The organism is Streptomyces sp. SID14478, assembly GCF_010548525.1.
Taxonomy (GTDB): Bacteria; Actinomycetota; Actinomycetes; order Streptomycetales; family Streptomycetaceae; genus Streptomyces.
Window position 1 is genome coordinate 1 of sequence record NZ_JAAGMG010001461.1, and the last position, 16,351, is coordinate 16,351.

Annotated in this window: 14 protein-coding genes; 6 read left to right on the forward strand and 8 right to left on the reverse strand. The window is 71.6% G+C overall.

Features of this window, described 5'->3' with window-relative positions; translation table 11 throughout:
- Positions 1-719, reverse strand: a 719-nt coding sequence (locus G3I40_RS45720; protein ID WP_164560678.1) for a DJ-1/PfpI family protein, incomplete at its 3' end; no start/stop codon positions are given.
- Between the two features lie 52 nt (positions 720-771).
- Here G3I40_RS45720 and G3I40_RS45725 point away from each other — a divergent pair.
- A complete protein-coding gene (locus G3I40_RS45725) occupies positions 772-1,215 on the forward strand; it encodes a cupin domain-containing protein (protein WP_164560679.1) in 444 nt (147 codons plus the stop codon).
- Between the two features lie 51 nt (positions 1,216-1,266).
- Here G3I40_RS45725 and G3I40_RS45730 read toward each other — a convergent pair whose 3' ends face one another.
- On the reverse strand, positions 1,267-1,986 hold the full coding sequence (locus tag G3I40_RS45730) for a hypothetical protein (protein WP_239092335.1): 720 nt from the start codon (positions 1,984-1,986) through the stop codon (positions 1,267-1,269).
- Positions 1,987-2,057: 71 nt separating this feature from the next.
- On the opposite strand from G3I40_RS45730, the gene G3I40_RS45735 reads away from it, so the two are divergent.
- Entirely contained in the window at positions 2,058-3,899 is a 1,842-nt protein-coding gene (locus tag G3I40_RS45735) for an NHL domain-containing thioredoxin family protein (protein ID WP_164560680.1), read from the forward strand.
- A 70-nt stretch (positions 3,900-3,969) separates the two neighbouring features.
- On the opposite strand, the gene G3I40_RS45740 is transcribed toward G3I40_RS45735, so the two are convergent.
- From G3I40_RS45740 to G3I40_RS45760, 5 genes are all read right to left on the reverse strand, one after another.
- Positions 3,970-4,626 carry a DUF4232 domain-containing protein gene (locus G3I40_RS45740; protein WP_164560681.1) on the reverse strand — a complete coding sequence of 219 codons (657 nt, stop codon included), beginning with the start codon at positions 4,624-4,626 and terminating at the stop codon, positions 3,970-3,972.
- Between the two features lie 122 nt (positions 4,627-4,748).
- Positions 4,749-4,967, reverse strand: a complete 219-nt coding sequence (locus G3I40_RS45745; RefSeq protein WP_164560682.1) for a DUF6458 family protein — start codon at positions 4,965-4,967, stop codon at positions 4,749-4,751.
- Between the two features lie 89 nt (positions 4,968-5,056).
- Entirely contained in the window at positions 5,057-6,355 is a 1,299-nt protein-coding gene (locus tag G3I40_RS45750; protein ID WP_164560683.1) for a M18 family aminopeptidase, read from the reverse strand.
- A gap of 494 nt (positions 6,356-6,849) precedes the next feature.
- Positions 6,850-8,688, reverse strand: a complete 1,839-nt coding sequence (locus G3I40_RS45755) for an acyl-CoA dehydrogenase (protein WP_164560684.1) — start codon at positions 8,686-8,688, stop codon at positions 6,850-6,852.
- A gap of 255 nt (positions 8,689-8,943) precedes the next feature.
- On the reverse strand, positions 8,944-9,156 hold the full coding sequence (locus tag G3I40_RS45760) for a hypothetical protein (protein WP_164560685.1): 213 nt from the start codon (positions 9,154-9,156) through the stop codon (positions 8,944-8,946).
- Between the two features lie 160 nt (positions 9,157-9,316).
- Between G3I40_RS45760 and G3I40_RS45765 the strand changes: the two genes are divergently transcribed.
- The 3 genes from G3I40_RS45765 (at position 9,317) to G3I40_RS45775 (ending at position 12,158) form a co-directional block, all read left to right on the forward strand.
- Positions 9,317-9,784, forward strand: a complete 468-nt coding sequence (locus G3I40_RS45765) for an SseB family protein (RefSeq protein WP_164560686.1) — start codon at positions 9,317-9,319, stop codon at positions 9,782-9,784.
- Positions 9,785-9,936: 152 nt separating this feature from the next.
- On the forward strand, positions 9,937-10,902 hold the full coding sequence (locus G3I40_RS45770; RefSeq protein WP_164560687.1) for a pirin family protein: 966 nt from the start codon (positions 9,937-9,939) through the stop codon (positions 10,900-10,902).
- A gap of 155 nt (positions 10,903-11,057) precedes the next feature.
- On the forward strand, positions 11,058-12,158 hold the full coding sequence (locus G3I40_RS45775) for an AI-2E family transporter (RefSeq protein ID WP_164560688.1): 1,101 nt from the start codon (positions 11,058-11,060) through the stop codon (positions 12,156-12,158).
- Here the strand turns inward: G3I40_RS45775 and G3I40_RS45780 are convergent.
- Positions 12,086-14,257 (reverse strand): SpoIIE family protein phosphatase, encoded by a 2,172-nt coding sequence (locus G3I40_RS45780; protein WP_164560689.1) that lies wholly within the window; start codon positions 14,255-14,257, stop codon positions 12,086-12,088. The two genes, G3I40_RS45775 and G3I40_RS45780, sit on opposite strands and share 73 nt — an antisense overlap.
- Positions 14,258-14,394: 137 nt before the next feature.
- Between G3I40_RS45780 and aspS the strand changes: the two genes are divergently transcribed.
- Complete coding sequence (gene aspS, locus G3I40_RS45785; RefSeq protein ID WP_164560690.1) at positions 14,395-16,161, forward strand: aspartate--tRNA ligase; 1,767 nt, start codon at positions 14,395-14,397, stop codon at positions 16,159-16,161.
- Positions 16,162-16,351 lie beyond the last annotated feature (190 nt).

A 16,351-nucleotide genomic window follows, 5' to 3' on the forward strand; every position in this document is an offset into this window, starting at 1 on the left:
GGCCCGTCGAGCCGCTCCTGCGCCCAGGCGAGGAGCGGCGCGAGCGAGGCGTCCGGCACCTGCGGCAGGGGCCGCTCCACGAACTGCCGCTGGCCCCCGTCCCGGTGGGCGGCGAAGACCAGCCGCCGGGACACGGAGTTGGCGACCTCGGCGCCGTGGTCGCGGCGGACGAGGTGCAGCCCCAGATCGAGGGCGGCGGCGCTGCCCGCGGCGGTCAGCACGTCGCCCGCGTCGACGAACAGCACGTCGGGTGTGAGCAGCACCTTCGGGTGCAACGCCCGGAACTCGTCCGCCCAGCGCCAGTGCGTGGTCGCCCGGCGCCCGTCGAGCAGCCCGGCCTCGGCCAGCGCGAACGCGCCGGTGCAGAAGCCGACGATGCGGGCGCCGCGCGCGTACGTGCGCCGCAGGGCGTCGAGCACGGGGCCGGAGCGCGGCACGACGTTGTCCGGGCGGCCCGGCACGATCAGGGTGTCGGCGGCGTCGACCGCGTCGAGCCCGGCACACGCGCCCAGGGAGAAGAAGCCCTGGTTCATCCGGATGTCGGGCGCCGGGGCGCACAGCGTCAGCTCGTACAGCGGGGCGTGGCGCCCCAATTCGGGCCGCGGCAGCCCGAACACCTCGGTGGCGACGCCGACTTCGAAGGGGTTGACGCCGTCGTCGACGAGGACGACGACCCGGTGCACCGGCCGGGGGGCGCGCTGCGAGGATCCTTGCGACATACGCGATTTCTAGCACTGGTACGCGGCGACACCCGGTCCGAGGATGAGGGGCATGCAGCCCACGCACCCCACCCGACCTGCGCACTCCGCGCGACCCACGACACCCGCCGCCCCCGTCGCCCTGCCCGAGGTCCTGGGCACCTTCGACGCCCTGTGGAGCCCGCGCATCGTCACCACGGTCAACGACTACGACGTCCGCGTCGCCAAGGTCGAGGGCGAGCACGTCTGGCACGTCCACGAGGACACCGACGAGTTCTTCCTCGTCGTCGAGGGCGAGCTGACGATCGCCCTGCGCGAGCAGGACGCCGAGCGGGCCGTGGTCCTGCCCCGCGGCTCCGTCTTCACCGTCCCGCGGGGCACCTGGCACAAGCCCCACGCGGCCCCCGGCACCGCGATCCTCCTGCTGGAACCGTCCGGGACGTCCACGACGGGCGACGCCCACGACCCGGTACCGGACCACGTGGACTCGACCACGGGGCACACCTGGCAGTCCTGAATCGGGAGCGGAGGTCGCCGTGGTCGAGCGTGCCCAGTGCCAGTGCCAGTGTCAGTCGCCGACCTGGTGTTCCACACGGTGGCGGAGGTACTCGTCCGGGTGGGCCCGGGCTATCGCCACGGCCGCGTCCACCAGGTCGTGCAGCTCCGGAGGATAGGCCGACCTCCGGAGCGGCAGGCCCGGCAGGATGCAGCGCCGGACGTCCAGGTGCTCGTTGCTCACGAACTCGCGCAGCGCGGTTTCGTACCACTCGGCCTCCACGCCCGGGGCGTCGTCGGGCTCCGCCGGACCGGTGGCTGCGGGGTGCTCCGCCCGCACGGTGGGCATGCGCAGGGGCAGAGCGGACCAGTACCAGGCCTTCGCCGCGCCCGCCCGCTCGAGGTCCGTGCCCGCCCGCAGGTATCCGAGCAGCGAGGCCCGGACCCGCCCGCGCCCGAACGCGTTCAGCGCCGGTTCGAGGAACTGGCGGTTGAAGCTCGGGTCGGGGTCGTGGACGGCTGCCGCGACCAGCGTCTGGAAGGACTCCTTGGAAAGGATCAGGTCGCGGCGGCAGGCCTTGTACAGCGCCGTCCGGGCACGGTCCACCCAGGTTCGCGGATCGCCGGGCTCCGGCTCGTGAACGACATCGAGCCCGAGGACCCGGACGACCTCCGCCACGTATCCCGCGAACACCTCTCTGCGGTCCTCCACGGGCCCCGGCAGCGCCATGAACCCCTGTGGTGCCGTCCGCGCCGTCCCGCCGGCAGTCGTCCCGTCCTCGTCCGTGGCCAACCTTCGCCCCCTGAAGTGTGTCCTGCCGCCGCGTTGCTCCGACGTTCATAGCAGGATGGCAAGCTTGAAGGATGAACGATGCTGCCTCGGCGCCCATCCCTGCGCCTGCTCCCCGCAAGCGTGCCCGTGTCCGTGCCCCCGAGCTGATCGGCAAGGGCGGCTGGATCAACACCGGCGGGAAGGACCTGAAGCTCGCCGACTTCCGAGGTCGCACATTGATCCTCGATTTCTGGACGTTCTGCTGCATCAACTGCCTGCACGTCCTCGACGAACTCCGTGAGCTGGAGGAGCGGCACCGGGACACCCTCGTGATCATCGGGGTGCACTCGCCGAAGTTCGTGCACGAGGCCGAGCACGCGGCGGTCGTCGACGCCGTCGAGCGGTACGGGGTGGAGCACCCCGTGCTCGACGACCCCGAGCTCGCCACCTGGAAGCAGTACGCCGTGCGGGCCTGGCCGACGCTGGTCGTGATCGACCCCGAGGGGTACGTCGTCGCGCAGCACGCCGGTGAGGGGCACGCGCACGCCCTGGCCGCGCTGGTCGACGAGTTGGAGGCTGAGCACGAGGCTAAGGGGACGCTGCGGCGCGGCGACGGACCGTACGTCGCGCCCGAGCCGGTCGCCGGCGACCTGCGCTTCCCGGGCAAGGCGATCCTGCTGCCGTCCGGGAACTTCCTGGTCAGCGACACCACCCGGCACCAGCTCGTGGAGCTGGCCGCCGACGGGGAGAGCGTCGTGCGGCGCATCGGGAGTGGGGAGCGCGGCTTCGGCCCCGACTCCTTCAACGAGCCGCAGGGGCTCGCGCTGCTCGACGAGCGGACCGTCGTCGTCGCCGACACCGTCAACCACGCGCTGCGGTCCCTGGACCTGGAGACCGGCGCGCTCGGCACGCTCGCGGGCACCGGCAGGCAGTGGTGGCAGGGGACGCCGACCAGCGGCCCCGCGCGCGAGGTCGACCTCTCCTCCCCGTGGGACGTGGCCGTCTTCGGCGGCAAGGTGTGGATCGCGATGGCCGGCGTCCACCAGCTGTGGACGTACGACCCGCGCGAGGGGACGGTCGAGGTCGCGGCCGGGACCACGAACGAGGGGCTCGTCGACGGCCCCGGCGCCGAGGCCTGGTTCGCGCAGCCGTCCGGGCTCGCCGCCGGCGAGGACCGGCTCTGGGTCGCCGACTCGGAGACCAGCGCCCTGCGGTACGTCGACACGGACGGGCACGTCCACACGGCCGTCGGCACCGGGCTCTTCGACTTCGGCCACCGGGACGGCGACGCCGGACAGGCCCTGTTCCAGCACCCGTTGGGAGTGACCGCGCTGCCCGACGGGTCGGTCGCGGTCGCGGACACGTACAACCACGCGCTGCGCCGCTTCGACCCGGCGACCGGCCAGGTCACCACGCTCGCCACCGACCTGCGGGAACCGAGCGACGCCGTGCTGGCCGCGGACTCCGGGGACATCGTCGTCGTGGAGTCGGCGCGGCACCGGCTGACCCGGCTGCGGCTGCCCGAGGAGGCCGTGCGGGTCGAGTCCGTCGCCCACCGCACCCAGCGCGCGGCGACCGACGTCGCGGGCGGCAAGCTGCAGTTGGACGTCATCTTCCAGGCGCCCGCCGGGCAGAAGCTCGACACCCGGTACGGGCCCTCGACGCGGCTGCTGGTCTCCGCGACGCCGCCCGAGCTGCTCGCCGCGGGCGACGGCGCGGGCACGGACCTGGCCCGCGAGCTGGTGCTGAACCCGGCGGTGACCGAGGGCGTGCTGCACGTCTCGGCCGTGGCCGCCTCCTGCGACGACGACGCGGCCAACGAGTACCCGGCCTGCCACGTCCACCAGCAGGACTGGGGCGTCCCGGTCCGCGTCACCGACGGCGGGGCGGACCGGCTGCCGCTGGTGCTCGCCGGGATGGATCAGCGGGCCTGAGGCGCCCGCCCCTTGCGGGACCGTCCGGAAGGGGCGGAGGGGCGGAGGGGCGAGGGAGCGAGTGTGGGTGTCAGAAGTCGTACGGCTTCTTCGTGTTCCAGGACAGCACCTCGATGCCGTCGGCCCGCTCGGCCGCGTACTCGACCTCGCCGGGCGTCTTCAGGGTGACGAAGGCGTCGGTCGCGTAGAGGGACAGGCGCAGCGACGTGAAGGAGGAGTCCTCGGCCTTCGACTCCTGGAAGACGGGGAGCGCGGAGTAGACCGTCCCTCCGGCGGGCACGAGCACCGGCTGTGCGGGCTGCTCGTCGTCCTTGGCCACCGGTACGTGGCCGTGGGCGCCGCCCGGCGTGACGAAGGGGAACCTGCGCACGGTGCAGGCGCTGCCGGACGTGTTGACCGCGGTGATAAGCAGGTGGTCGCCCTGCTGCTCCGGGAACCTGCGCGTGAGCGTGTAGGCGAGCGAGTGGACCGTGCACGCGGGCGCGGCCTTCGGGGTCGTGCCGTGCGCGGCCGTCCGGACGACGGACCCCTGGGCGGTGCCGGCCGTGGCTCCTCGGGGCGTCCGGGTCGCGTCGGCGTCGCCCGTGCAGGCGGTCGCCGTGAGGCCGAGGAGCGCGGCACCGACGGCGACGAGGACGGCCGTGCGCGCCGTCTTCGGGCGGGTCGTGGTGGTGCGGGGCGTGGCGGAACAGGTCGTGGTGGCGTGGGGCGTGGTGGTGCGGGTCATGTGGTGCTCCCCCGGTTCGGGTCCCGGTGGGCCCGCCCGGGCCGGCGGGCCGCTGTGATCACCACAGTGCCCGCCGGAAGCGCGGTCCGCTCACCGACGCGCTGGCACCGGCCACGAGCCCCTCAGTAGCGGCGCTCCGGCCCGTCCTCGATCACGGTGGTGTGGTTCGGCGGCACGCCCCTGCGCCGTCCGACGCTGCGGAACACGAAGACCCCGATCAGGCCGACGATCATCAGGATCCAGCCGACGAGATCGAGGTTGACACCTTTCATGTGCCAGTCGGTAGCGAACGCGAGGATCGCCCCGACGGCGACCAAAATGATGGAACCCCCCAGGCTCATGAGGTTCGCCTCCAGACTCGTGTGACGTACGGGTACGTGAGAGCCCCGGGTACCCGGGGCTCCCTGCGTCACACGGGGGAGGCCGGAACTCAGCCTTCCAGGAACGCGGTCAACGCGTTGGCCAGCAAGAACGGGTCGTCGGCGCCGCACAGTTCCCGCACGCTGTGCATCGACAGGATCGCCGCGCCGATGTCGACGGTCTTGATGCCGTGCCGCGCGGCCGTGATCGGGCCGATGGTCGTCCCGCAGGGCATCGCGTTGTTGGAGACGAACGTCTGGAACGGCACGCCCGCCTTCTCGCACGCCGCCGCGAACACGGCCCGGCCCGAACCGTCCGTCGCGTAGCGGTTGTTGACGTTCACCTTGAGGATCGGTCCGCCGTTGGCGCGCGGGTGGTGCGTGGGGTCGTGGCGCTCGGAGTAGTTCGGGTGCACGGCGTGGCCGGTGTCCGACGACAGGCAGACGCTGCCCGCGAGGGCCCGCGCCCGGTCCTCGTACGCTCCGCCGCGCGCGAACACCGAACGCTCCAGGACGCTGCCGAGCAGCGGGCCGTCGGCGCCGGTGTCGGACTGCGAACCGTTCTCCTCGTGGTCGAAGGCGGCGAGCACCGGGATGCAGGTCAGGTGCTCCTGCTTGCTCACCTCGGCGAGCGCGGCCGCACAGGCGTGCACGGACAGCAGGTTGTCCATCCGGGGCCCGGCCACGAGGTCCTTGTCGCGGCCCAGGTACGAGGGCGGCTCGATGGAGTACGGCATCAGGTCCCAGCCGGTGATCGAGCCGCGGGCGAGCCCGTACTCGTCCTCCAGGAAGCCCAGCAGATCGCCCTCGTGCACGTCGTCGCCGAGACCCCAGATCGGCTGCATGTGGCGCTGCTTGTCCAGCTTCAGGCCGTCCGCGGTGACGGAGCGGTCCAGGTGGATGGCGAGCTGCGGCACGCGCAGCAGGGCCCGGTCGACGTCGACGAGGCGCTCACTGCCGTCGCGCAGCGTGATCCGGCCCGCCAGGCCCAGGTCCCGGTCGAGCCAGGAGTTGAGCAGCGGCCCGCCGTAGACCTCGACGGCGATCTGCCGCCAGCCCTGGCTGCCCATGTCGGGCCGGGGCTTCACGCGCAGGTTCGGGGAGTCGGTGTGCGCGCCGACGATCCGGAACGGGGTGTGCGCCTGGGCGCCCTCGGGCACGTACCAGGCGATGATCGCGCCACCGCGCGTCACGAACTTGCCTCCGCCGGTCGCGTCCCAGGCGTCGGTCTCCGCGACCTGCTTGAACCCGGCCTTCTCCAGCCGCGCGGCCACGCTCGCCACGGCGTGGTACGGCGTGGGGCTCGCGGAGAGGAAGGACATCAGGTCGTCGGTGTGCCCACGATCGAAGGGGCCGGAGGATGTGCGCATGTCGCCAGGGTAATGCGGGCTTCAGGGGGCCTGCCTTCGGCGGCCCTGCGCCTTGCCTCCGCCGGGCATCGGTCTCGTGCTGCTTCGCTCGCGACTACGGGCCGGCGGGGCTTCTCGCGCGGTCCCCGCACCCCTGACGGCGTGCGCTGCGCGTGGTCCCCGTGTGCCTGGGGGCGTGTGCTGCGCGTGGTTCTCCGTGTGCCTGGCGGTGTGTGCTGCGCGCGTGGTTCTCCGCGTGGCTCGCGGCATGCGCTGCGCGCGGTCCCCGCGCCCCAGACGGCGTGCGCTGTGCGAGGGTTCCCGTGTGCCTGGGGGCGTGTGCTGTGCGTGGTTCTCCGTGTGCCTGGCGGTGTGTGCTGCGCGCGTGGTTCTCCGCGTGGCTCGCGGCATGCGCTGCGCGCGGCTTTCCCCGATGGGGTGCCGCAGGGGAAGGACGAAGGCCCGCCGTCCCCGGGTGGGGACGGCGGGCCTCGACGGATTCCGCGCGGCGGAGCCTAGAACGCCGACTCGTCCAGCTCCATCACGTCCAGGCCCGACTCGCTCGCGGCCTGCGCCAGCTTCCGCTCGCCGATGACGCCCGGCAGGACGTTCGCCGCGAAGAACTTCGCCGCGGCGATCTTGCCCTGGTAGAAGGCGACGTCCTTGCCGGAGGCGCCCTGCGCCAGCTTCTCGGCGGCGACGGCCGCGCCCTTGAGGAGCAGGTAGCCGACGACGACGTCGCCGGAGGCCATGAGCAGGCGCGTCGTGTTGAGGCCCACCTTGTAGATGGCCTTGACGTCCTGCTCCGTGGCGGCCAGGTCCGTCAGCATGATGCCGACGATGGCCTCCAGCTCGACGGCCGCCTTGGCGAGGGAGCCGCGGGCCGCGGCCAGCTCCTCGCCGCCGGTCTCGACCGCGAGGAACTTCTTGATCTCCTCCGCCAGACCGTTCAGCGCGGCGCCCTGGTTGCGGACGATCTTGCGGAAGAAGTAGTCCTGGCCCTGGATCGCCGTGGTGCCCTCGTAGAGCGTGTCGATCTTCGAGTCACGGATGTACTGCTCGATCGGGTACTCCTGCAGGAAGCCGGAGCCGCCGAACGTCTGCAGCGACTGCGCCAGCTGCTCGTAGCCCTTCTCCGAGCCGTAGCCCTTCACGATCGGCAGCAGCAGGTCGTTCAGCGCGTGCTCGGTCGAGGCGTCCTCGCCGGAGGCCTCCTTGACCTGGATCGCGTCCTGCACCGAGGCGGTGTAGAGCACCAGGGTGCGCATGCCCTCCGCGTACGCCTTCTGCGTCAGCAGCGAGCGGCGTACGTCCGGGTGGTGCGTGATGGTGACCTTCGGCGCCGTCTTGTCCATGAACTTCGCGAGGTCGGGACCCTGGACGCGCTCCTTGGCGTACTCCAGCGCGTTCAGGTAGCCCGTCGACAGCGTGGAGATCGCCTTCGTGCCGACCATCATGCGGGCGAACTCGATGATGCGGAACATCTGGCGGATGCCGTCGTGCTTGTCGCCGATCAGCCAGCCCTTGGCGGGGTGCTTGTCGCCGAACGTCATCTCGCACGTGTTGGACGCCTTGAGGCCCATCTTGTGCTCGACGTTGGTCGCGTACACGCCGTTGCGCTCGCCCAGCTCGCCGGTCTCCCAGTCGAACTCGAACTTCGGGACGAGGAAGAGCGAGAGGCCCTTCGTGCCCGGTCCGTGGCCCTCGGGGCGGGCCAGCACGTAGTGGAGGATGTTCTCCGACATGTCGTGCTCACCGGACGTGATGAACCGCTTCACGCCCTCTATGTGCCACGAGCCGTCCTCCTGCTGGACCGCCTTGGTGCGGCCCGCGCCCACGTCCGAACCGGCGTCCGGCTCGGTCAGCACCATCGTCGAGCCCCACTGCTTCTCGACGGCGATCTCGGCGACCTTCTTCTGCGCCTCGTTGCCCTCCTCGAAGAGGATGCCGGCGAAGGCCGGGCCGGAGGAGTACATCCAGATCGCCGGGTTGGCACCCAGGATCAGCTCGGCGAAGGCCCAGATCAGGGAGCGCGGGGCGGTGGTGCCGCCGATCTCCTCGGGCAGGCCGAGGCGCCAGTACTCGGCGTCCATGAAGGCCTGGTAGGACTTGCGGAAGGTCTCCGGGACCGGCGCCGTGTTCGTCTCCGGGTCGAAGACCGGCGGGTTGCGGTCCGCGTCGGCGAAGGACCCGGCCAGGTCGTTCTCGGCGAGACGGGTGGTCTCCTCGAGGATGCTCCTGGCGGTCTCGACGTCCATCTCCCCGAACGGGCCGGTGCCGTACAGCTTGTCGCGGTCGAGCACCTCGAAGAGGTTGAACTCGATGTCGCGGAGATTCGACTTGTAGTGCCCCATGGCGACGGCTCCGTAAATTTCTGTATCAGCGGCGCGAAGCGCCCCGTTGAGGGGTGGTGGCCGGGTGACGGGTGGGCTTGGGAGGTAGACCCGCTGCGCGGACCCGCTCGGGTCGGGTGCCGGGATCGGCCTCGTACTCGTACCAACTAGTAGCCAATAGGATGCTACCCGTCGGTAATAAGAAGCAACCCCAGTGGGCCAAGTGTGACGAAGGCACCCTCGTCCCGGGCCGGTCGGCCCGTCCCGAGAGTCCTCTCATGCACCGGTGGTGCGCAAGAACTCCGTCAGCAACTTCCCCCACTCCTGCGGGCGTTCGGTGAGCGGGAGGCGGCCGGTGCGTCTCTCGGCGAGGGGCGGGCCGGGGATGCCGGTGGTCGGGGCGTGCTGCAGCGCGGCCGGCATCGGGCGGTCGCCCGTCGCCGCCAGGACCGGCGTCGGAGCCGTCGCGTCAAATCCCTTGCTGCTCATGGCCGTTCCTTCCCCTCGGCGTGCGAGGTGTCCCGCGTCGCCCTTTCTGTATCGGCTACTACATAAATACCGTAGCAGTCCCCGCTCCCCTTTATCTAGTGCCCGCTACAGAAAAAGGTCCCGGCCCCACCGCCCCGCCCGCGCTCGGTACTCTTGCCTCATGTACGGCTATGAGCAGAGCCCGGGCGCCGGGCAGCAGTACGCGCCGCCGCAGCAGGGCATGCAGGGCGGGTACGGGCAGCAGGCGCCGCCGCTGTACCCGGAGCCGTCGCCCCCGTCGCTGGCCGACGCGGTCCGCGCCTTCACCACCGGATCGATGTCCGCCGAGGACTTCCAGCAGATCTTCGCCTCGTCGAAGGTCTACTGCCCGCGCGGCGACACCCCGGGCTTCCTCGCGCTGCACAACACCCAGCAGCCGGTCATCCCCATGTTCACGACGCTCAAGGAGCTGCGCCGGTACGCGGGCAAGGAGTCCAAGTACTTCGTCATCACCGGCGCCGAGGTGATCGACCTGCTCCCCACCGGGTACGGCTTCGTCCTGGACATGGAGGGCGAGCACCGGATGGTCTTCGACGCGAAGGCCGTCGAGCAGATGGTCGACTTCGCCATGCGCCGCATGTACGGCTGAGCGCGCCTCGGCTGAGCGCGCCGCGGCTGCCGCGACGCCCCGCACTTCGAACGCCCGGAGGGAATTCCCTCCGGGCGTTCTGCGTTCCGACTGGCAGAAAGTTCTACGTTCAACTAAAGTCGAGGCACGAGGACGCCAAGGAGGTCCCCAAAATGCCCGCTGTGACCGTCGAGAACCCGCTGACCCTGCCCCGTGTGGCCGCGCCCGCGGACGCCGTCGCGCGCCCCGTGCTCGCCGTGACGACCGCCCCCAGCGGCTTCGAGGGCGAGGGCTTCCCGGTGCGCCGGGCGTTCGCCGGGATCAACTACAAGTACCTCGACCCGTTCATCATGATGGACCAGATGGGCGAGGTGGAGTACGCGCCGGGAGAGCCCAAGGGCACGCCCTGGCACCCGCACCGCGGCTTCGAGACCGTCACGTACATCATCGACGGCACCTTCATCCACCAGGACTCGCACGGCGGTGGCGGCACCATCACCAACGGCGACACCCAGTGGATGACGGCGGGCTCCGGCCTGCTGCACATCGAGGCGCCGCCGGAGCAGCTCGTCATGTCCGGCGGGCTCTTCCACGGCCTGCAGCTGTGGGTGAACCTGCCCGCCAAGGACAAGATGCAGAACCCGCGCTACCAGGACATCCGCGGTGGCCAGGTCAAGCTGCTCACGACCGCCGACGGCGGCGCGCTGCTGCGCGTCATCGCCGGGGAGTTCGACGGTCACGAGGGCCCCGGCATCACGCACACGCCGATCACGATGGTGCACGCGACCGTCCGCCCCGGCGCCGAGGCGACCCTGCCCTGGCGCGAGGACTACAACGGTCTCGTGTACGTACTCGCGGGCCGCGGCACCGTCGGCGCCGACCGCCGTCCGGTCCACACGGGCCAGACCGCCGTGTTCGGTGCGGGCTCGTCCCTGACGGTGCGGGCCGACGAGGCGCAGGACGCGAACACCCCGGACCTCGAGGTGGTCATCCTGGGCGGTCAGCCGATCCGTGAGCCGATGGCGCACTACGGCCCGTTCGTGATGAACACCAAGGCCGAACTCCAGCAGGCCTTCGACGACTTCCAGGCCGGACGCCTGGGCGTCATCCCCTCCGCCGAGCGTCTGCCGCACACGTAAGCACGCGTGCAGCGCTCCTCGCACGTGACGGCCCGCCGATTCTGCACCCGGCGGGCCGTCACCATGTCCGGGCGCGCTGAGGACGGCTGACTTCCCGTCACCCGCCCGTACCCCCTCGGGGGGTGACATCGGCCGGGCCATGATCGACTGGCCGGGTGCAGACCCGTCAGCAGCTCCTCCCCGACCCCGCCCGCCGCGTCGCCGCCTGGTGTGCGGTGGTGCTGCTCGTCACCGGGGTGGCGGCCGTCGGGATCTGGCTGTGCGTCGAGCTCAAGACGGCCGTGGTGCCGGTGCTCCTCGCGCTGCTCGGCACCGCTCTGCTCCGGCCCGTCTACCTCTCCCTGCGCAAGGCCAAGGTGCAGCGGTCGCTCGCGGCGGGCCTGACCTGCGCCCTGATCCTGGTCGTCGTCGGGGGCGCCGGATACATCGTGGTCAAGGCCCTGATCGACACCGGCGACCAGATCGTCGCCTCCGTGAAACAGGCCGCCCTCGACCTCTCCGACCGGTTCGGCACCGGCGCCCTGGACCTCGACCACCTCGCCGACAACGCCCAGGACCTGCTCAAGAAGTACGGCGGCGACGCGGCGTCCGGGGTGATCAGCGGGCTCAGCGCGGCGGGCGAGATCGTGGCCATGGCGGTCCTCGCGCTGCTGCTCTGCTTCTTCTTCCTGCGGGACGCCCCGCGCTTCAGGACGGCACTGCGCCAGGCCGCGCCCGGCAACACGGGCGAGGTCCTGGAGGCCATCGCGCGCCGGGCCTTCGCGGCGATCGCGGGCTTCATGCGCGGCACCACGCTCATCGCCCTCATCGACGCCACCTGCATCGGCATCGGGCTGCTCGTCCTGGGGGTGCCCGGCGCGGTCGGGCTGGCGGCCCTGGTGTTCGTCGGCGCCTACATCCCGTACCTGGGCGCCTTCATCTCCGGCGCGGTCGCCGTCCTCGTCGCCCTCGCCGACCGGGGCTTCGTCATCGCCCTGTGGGCGCTCGGCGTGGTCCTCGCGGTGCAGGTGCTCGAAGGGCACGTGCTGCAGCCGATGATCCAGTCGCGCACGGTGCAGATGCACCCGGCCGTGGTGCTGCTCGCGATCACCGCGGGCGCCTCGGTCGCCGGGATCCTCGGGATGCTGCTCGCGGTGCCGCTGACGGCCGCGGCGTTCGGCATCATCAACGAACTGCGGGGCCGTTACGGGCCCGGTGGCGCCGTTTCACGTGAAACAGCCCCGTCGCCGGCCACCGGCGCGGCGGACGGCTCGTAGAGCTCGAACCAGATGCTCTTGCCCTCGCCCTGGGGGTCCACGCCCCAGCGCTGCGCGAGCAGTTCCATGAGCACCAACCCCCGCCCGGACGAGGCGAGTTCACCGGGCCGGCGCTTGTGCGGCAGATTGTCGGAGGCGTCCGCGACCTCCACCCGCATCCGGCGCGGGCCGCCCTCGGTGCCACGGGTGACCTCGGCGACCATGAGCGCGTCGCCGTCGGTGTGCACCAGGACGTTCGTGACCATCTCGGAGATGAGCAGCACCGCCGAGTCGACCTGGTCCTCGTCGCTCCAGTCGTGCAGCAGCTCGCGCAGCTGCTGGCGGGCGGCGGCGATCCGCTCCGGCTCGGCCTGCGCGATGGTCATCGCGGTGCGGCGGGCCGTCGTGGGACCGGCGGACGGGGTGGTCCGCCGCAGGAGCAGCAGCGCTATGTCGTCCTCGCGGCGGTCGGCGAGCGGGCCGGTGGTGTGGTGCGAGGAGGGCCCGTGCACTGCCTGGACGAGGGCGTCGGCCAGCTCCTCCAGCTTCTCGGCGGCGGCCGATTCCAGCGTCGTACGGACCCGGGCCCAGCCGGTGTCGAGGTCGTGCCCGCCCGTCTCGATCAGGCCGTCGGTGCACAGCAGCAGCGTCTCGCCGGGCTCCAGGACCAGCCGGGTCGTCGGGTAGTCCGCGTCGGGGTCGATGCCGAGCGGCAGCCCGCCGGCCGTGGGCCGCATCAGGACCGTGCCGTCGGCCATGCGTATCGCGGGGTCGGGGTGGCCCGCGCGGGCCATCTCCAGGAAGCCCGTCGCCGGGTCGGCCTCGACGTACAGGCAGGTCGCGAAGCGCGGGTCCGCGAGGCCGTCGTCGTGGACGGGGGCGCCGATGCCGTGCAGGAAGCGCGAGGCGCGGGAGAGGACCGCGTCCGGACGGTGCCCCTCGGAGGCGTAGGCGCGCAGGGCGATGCGGAGCTGGCCCATCAGTCCGGCGGCCCGCACGTCGTGCCCCTGGACGTCGCCGATGACGAGGGCGATGTGCCCGTTCGGGAGGGGGATCATGTCGTACCAGTCGCCGCCGACCTGGAGGCCGCCGCCGGTCGGGACGTAGCGGGCCGCGAGGGCCATCCCCGGGATCTCGGGGCCGAGCGTGGGCAGCATCGACTTCTGCAGGCCGTCGGTCAGCTCCCGCTCCGACTCGGCGACCCCGGCCCGCGACAGGGCCTGCGCCAGCATCCGCGCGACCGTCGTGAGCACCGAGCGCTCGTCGGGCGTGAACGACACCGGGTAGGCGAAGCCCGCCATCCACGCCCCGATCGTGCGGCCCGCGACGATCAGCGGCAGGAACGCCCACGACTGCCGGTTGAACCGCGCCGCCAGCGGCCAGGCCGCCGGATAGCGGCCCTGGTACTCGTCCGGCGACGACAGGTAGACCGCGCGCCCGCTGCGGCAGACCTCGGCCGCCGGGTAGTCGGTGGCCAGGTCCATGTCGGTGAAGGGGCCCTCGGAGCCGGCCTTGTGCCCGTGGTGGCCGATGACGGTGAGCCGGTCGCCCGCGACGCCGAAGACGGCGAGCCCCTCCGGCGAGAACCCCGGCATCGACAGGCCCGCGGCGACCCGCAGCACCTCCTGCGTCGACCCGGCCTCCGCCAGGGCCCGGCCCGCGTCCAGCAGGAACGCCTCGCGTGAGCGGCGCCAGTCCCCGGTCACCGGGGTGCGCGACGCGGCGTCCGGCGACGGCTCGGTCACCTCCTGGAGGGTGCCGATCAGCTCGTACAGGTCCGGGGAGTCGCCGTGGACCACGGGCTGGGAGCGGCTGCGTACCGTCCGCAGCACCCGGCCCCGCTCGTCCATGACCCGCAGGCGGGCCTCGGCGAGGGTGCCCTCGGCGAGGGCGAGCCGCACGATCCCGTCGATCTCGTTCCAGTCGACGGGGTGGAAGCGGGCCCGGGCGCCCGACTCGGAGAGCGTGACCGGCTTCCCGTCGGGCGAGGGCAGGCCGATCAGCCGGGCGGCCTCCACGTCGAAGGTGACGAGGCCCGCCCGGTTGTCCCACCGCCACAGGCCGGTCGCGAGAGCGGCGAGGACGTCCTCCACCGGAGGGAGGGGCTCACCTGTGCGCATTGCCCCACTGTATGAAGAGGAGATCGCATACGGCCACCGAGAGTATTTGGAGAGCGATCTTGAGGCGGCCGGTACCCTTGCACAGATCCGGGTCGTCTCCCCGGGAACCCCAAAGTGCAAAGGCTGGATGAACGACGATGCATCGGTACAGGTCCCACACCTGCGGCGAGCTCCGCGCCTCTGACGTCGGCTCCGACGTCCGGCTGAGCGGCTGGCTGCACAATCGCCGAGACCTGGGCGGCATCCTCTTCATCGATCTGCGCGACCACTACGGCATCACGCAGCTCGTCGCCCGCCCCGGCACGAAGGCGGCCGAGGTCCTCGACAAGCTGACGAAGGAGACGGTCGTCCGCGTCGACGGCAAGGCCGTCTCCCGCGGCGCGGACAACGTCAACCCGGAGCTGCCCACCGGAGAGATCGAGATCGAGGCCGCCGAGGTCGAGGTGCTCGGCGCCGCCCAGCAGCTGCCGTTCCAGATCAACCAGGACGACGGGGTCGGCGAGGAGCGCCGCCTGGAGTACCGCTTCCTGGACCTGCGCCGCGAGCGCATGCACCGCAACATCATGCTGCGCAGCGCCGTGATCGCCTCGATCCGCTCGAAGATGGTCGCCCTCGGCTTCAACGAGATGGCGACGCCGATCCTCACCGCGACGTCCCCCGAGGGCGCCCGTGACTTCGTCGTCCCCTCCCGCCTGAACCCGGGCAAGTTCTACGCGCTGCCGCAGGCCCCGCAGCAGTTCAAGCAGCTGCTGATGATCTCGGGCTTCGACCGCTACTTCCAGATCGCGCCGTGCTTCCGCGACGAGGACGCGCGCGCGGACCGCTCGCCGGGCGAGTTCTACCAGCTCGACGTCGAGATGAGCTTCGTGGAGCAGGAAGACGTCTTCCAGCCCATCGAGAAGCTCATGACGGAGCTGTTCACCGAGTTCGGCGGCGGCCGCGAGGTCACGAGCCCCTTCCCGCGCATCCCGTTCCGCGAGTCGATGCTGAAGTACGGCAACGACAAGCCGGACCTGCGCGCCCAGCTGGAGCTCGTCGACATCACCGACGTGTTCGAGGGCTCGGAGTTCAAGGCGTTCGCGGGCAAGCACGTGCGCGCGCTGCCCGTCCCGGACACCGCCTCGCAGTCCCGCAAGTTCTTCGACGGCCTGGGCGACTACGCGGTCGAGCAGGGCGCCAAGGGCCTGGCCTGGATCCGCGTCGGCGAGGACGGGGCGTTCGCGGGCCCGATCGCCAAGTTCCTCACCGAGGAGAACGTCAAGGTCCTCACCGAGCGCCTCGGCCTCAAGGCCGGTCACGCCGTGTTCTTCGGCGCGGGCGAGTTCGACGAGGTCTCCAAGATCATGGGCGCCGTCCGCGTCGAGGCCGCCAAGCGCGCCGGGCACTTCGAGGAGGGCGTCTTCCGGTTCTGCTGGATCGTCGACTTCCCGATGTACGAGAAGGACGAGGACACCGGCAAGATCGACTTCTCCCACAACCCGTTCTCCATGCCGCAGGGCGGCATGCAGGACCTGGAGGAGAAGGACCCGCTCGACATCCTGGCCTGGCAGTACGACATCGTCTGCAACGGCATCGAGCTGTCCTCCGGTGCCATCCGGAACCACGAGCCCGACATCATGCTCAAGGCCTTCGAGATCGCGGGCTACGACCGTGACACCGTCGAGGCCGAGTTCGCGGGCATGCTCCGCGCGTTCCGCTTCGGCGCCCCGCCGCACGGCGGGATCGCCCCGGGCGTCGACCGCATCGTCATGCTCCTCGCCGACGAGCCGAACATCCGGGAGACCATCGGCTTCCCGCTGAACGGCAACGCGCAGGACCTGATGATGGGCGCGCCCACCGAGCTGGACGAGACGCGCCTGCGCGAGCTCAACATCCAGCTGCGCAAGCCGGTCGAGAAGAAGTAACCGGGCTTCTCCGAAGCGCACCGCAGGCCCCCGTTCCGCACGCCGGGACGGGGGCCTGTCGCATGCGCCCGCACGGCCCGCCGCCCGGGGCCCGGGATTCAGCCCGACCGCGGCACGACGAGCAGCCCCGACTCGTACGCCACCACCGCCTGCGCCCGGTCGCGCACGCCGGGACGGGCCCTGCCGCATG

Coding starts and splice junctions, on each gene's coding strand:
- G3I40_RS45770 (WP_164560687.1), top strand. CDS start 9,937: ATGCCCGCTGTGACCGTCGAGAACCCGCTGACCCTGCCCCGTGTGGCC.
- aspS (WP_164560690.1), top strand. CDS start 14,395: ATGCATCGGTACAGGTCCCACACCTGCGGCGAGCTCCGCGCCTCTGAC.
- G3I40_RS45780 (WP_164560689.1), bottom strand. CDS start 14,257: ATGCGCACAGGTGAGCCCCTCCCTCCGGTGGAGGACGTCCTCGCCGCT.
- G3I40_RS45750 (WP_164560683.1), bottom strand. CDS start 6,355: ATGCGCACATCCTCCGGCCCCTTCGATCGTGGGCACACCGACGACCTG.
- G3I40_RS45765 (WP_164560686.1), top strand. CDS start 9,317: ATGTACGGCTATGAGCAGAGCCCGGGCGCCGGGCAGCAGTACGCGCCG.
- G3I40_RS45760 (WP_164560685.1), bottom strand. CDS start 9,156: ATGAGCAGCAAGGGATTTGACGCGACGGCTCCGACGCCGGTCCTGGCG.
- G3I40_RS45755 (WP_164560684.1), bottom strand. CDS start 8,688: ATGGGGCACTACAAGTCGAATCTCCGCGACATCGAGTTCAACCTCTTC.
- G3I40_RS45725 (WP_164560679.1), top strand. CDS start 772: ATGCAGCCCACGCACCCCACCCGACCTGCGCACTCCGCGCGACCCACG.
- G3I40_RS45735 (WP_164560680.1), top strand. CDS start 2,058: ATGAACGATGCTGCCTCGGCGCCCATCCCTGCGCCTGCTCCCCGCAAG.
- G3I40_RS45745 (WP_164560682.1), bottom strand. CDS start 4,967: ATGAGCCTGGGGGGTTCCATCATTTTGGTCGCCGTCGGGGCGATCCTC.
- G3I40_RS45740 (WP_164560681.1), bottom strand. CDS start 4,626: ATGACCCGCACCACCACGCCCCACGCCACCACGACCTGTTCCGCCACG.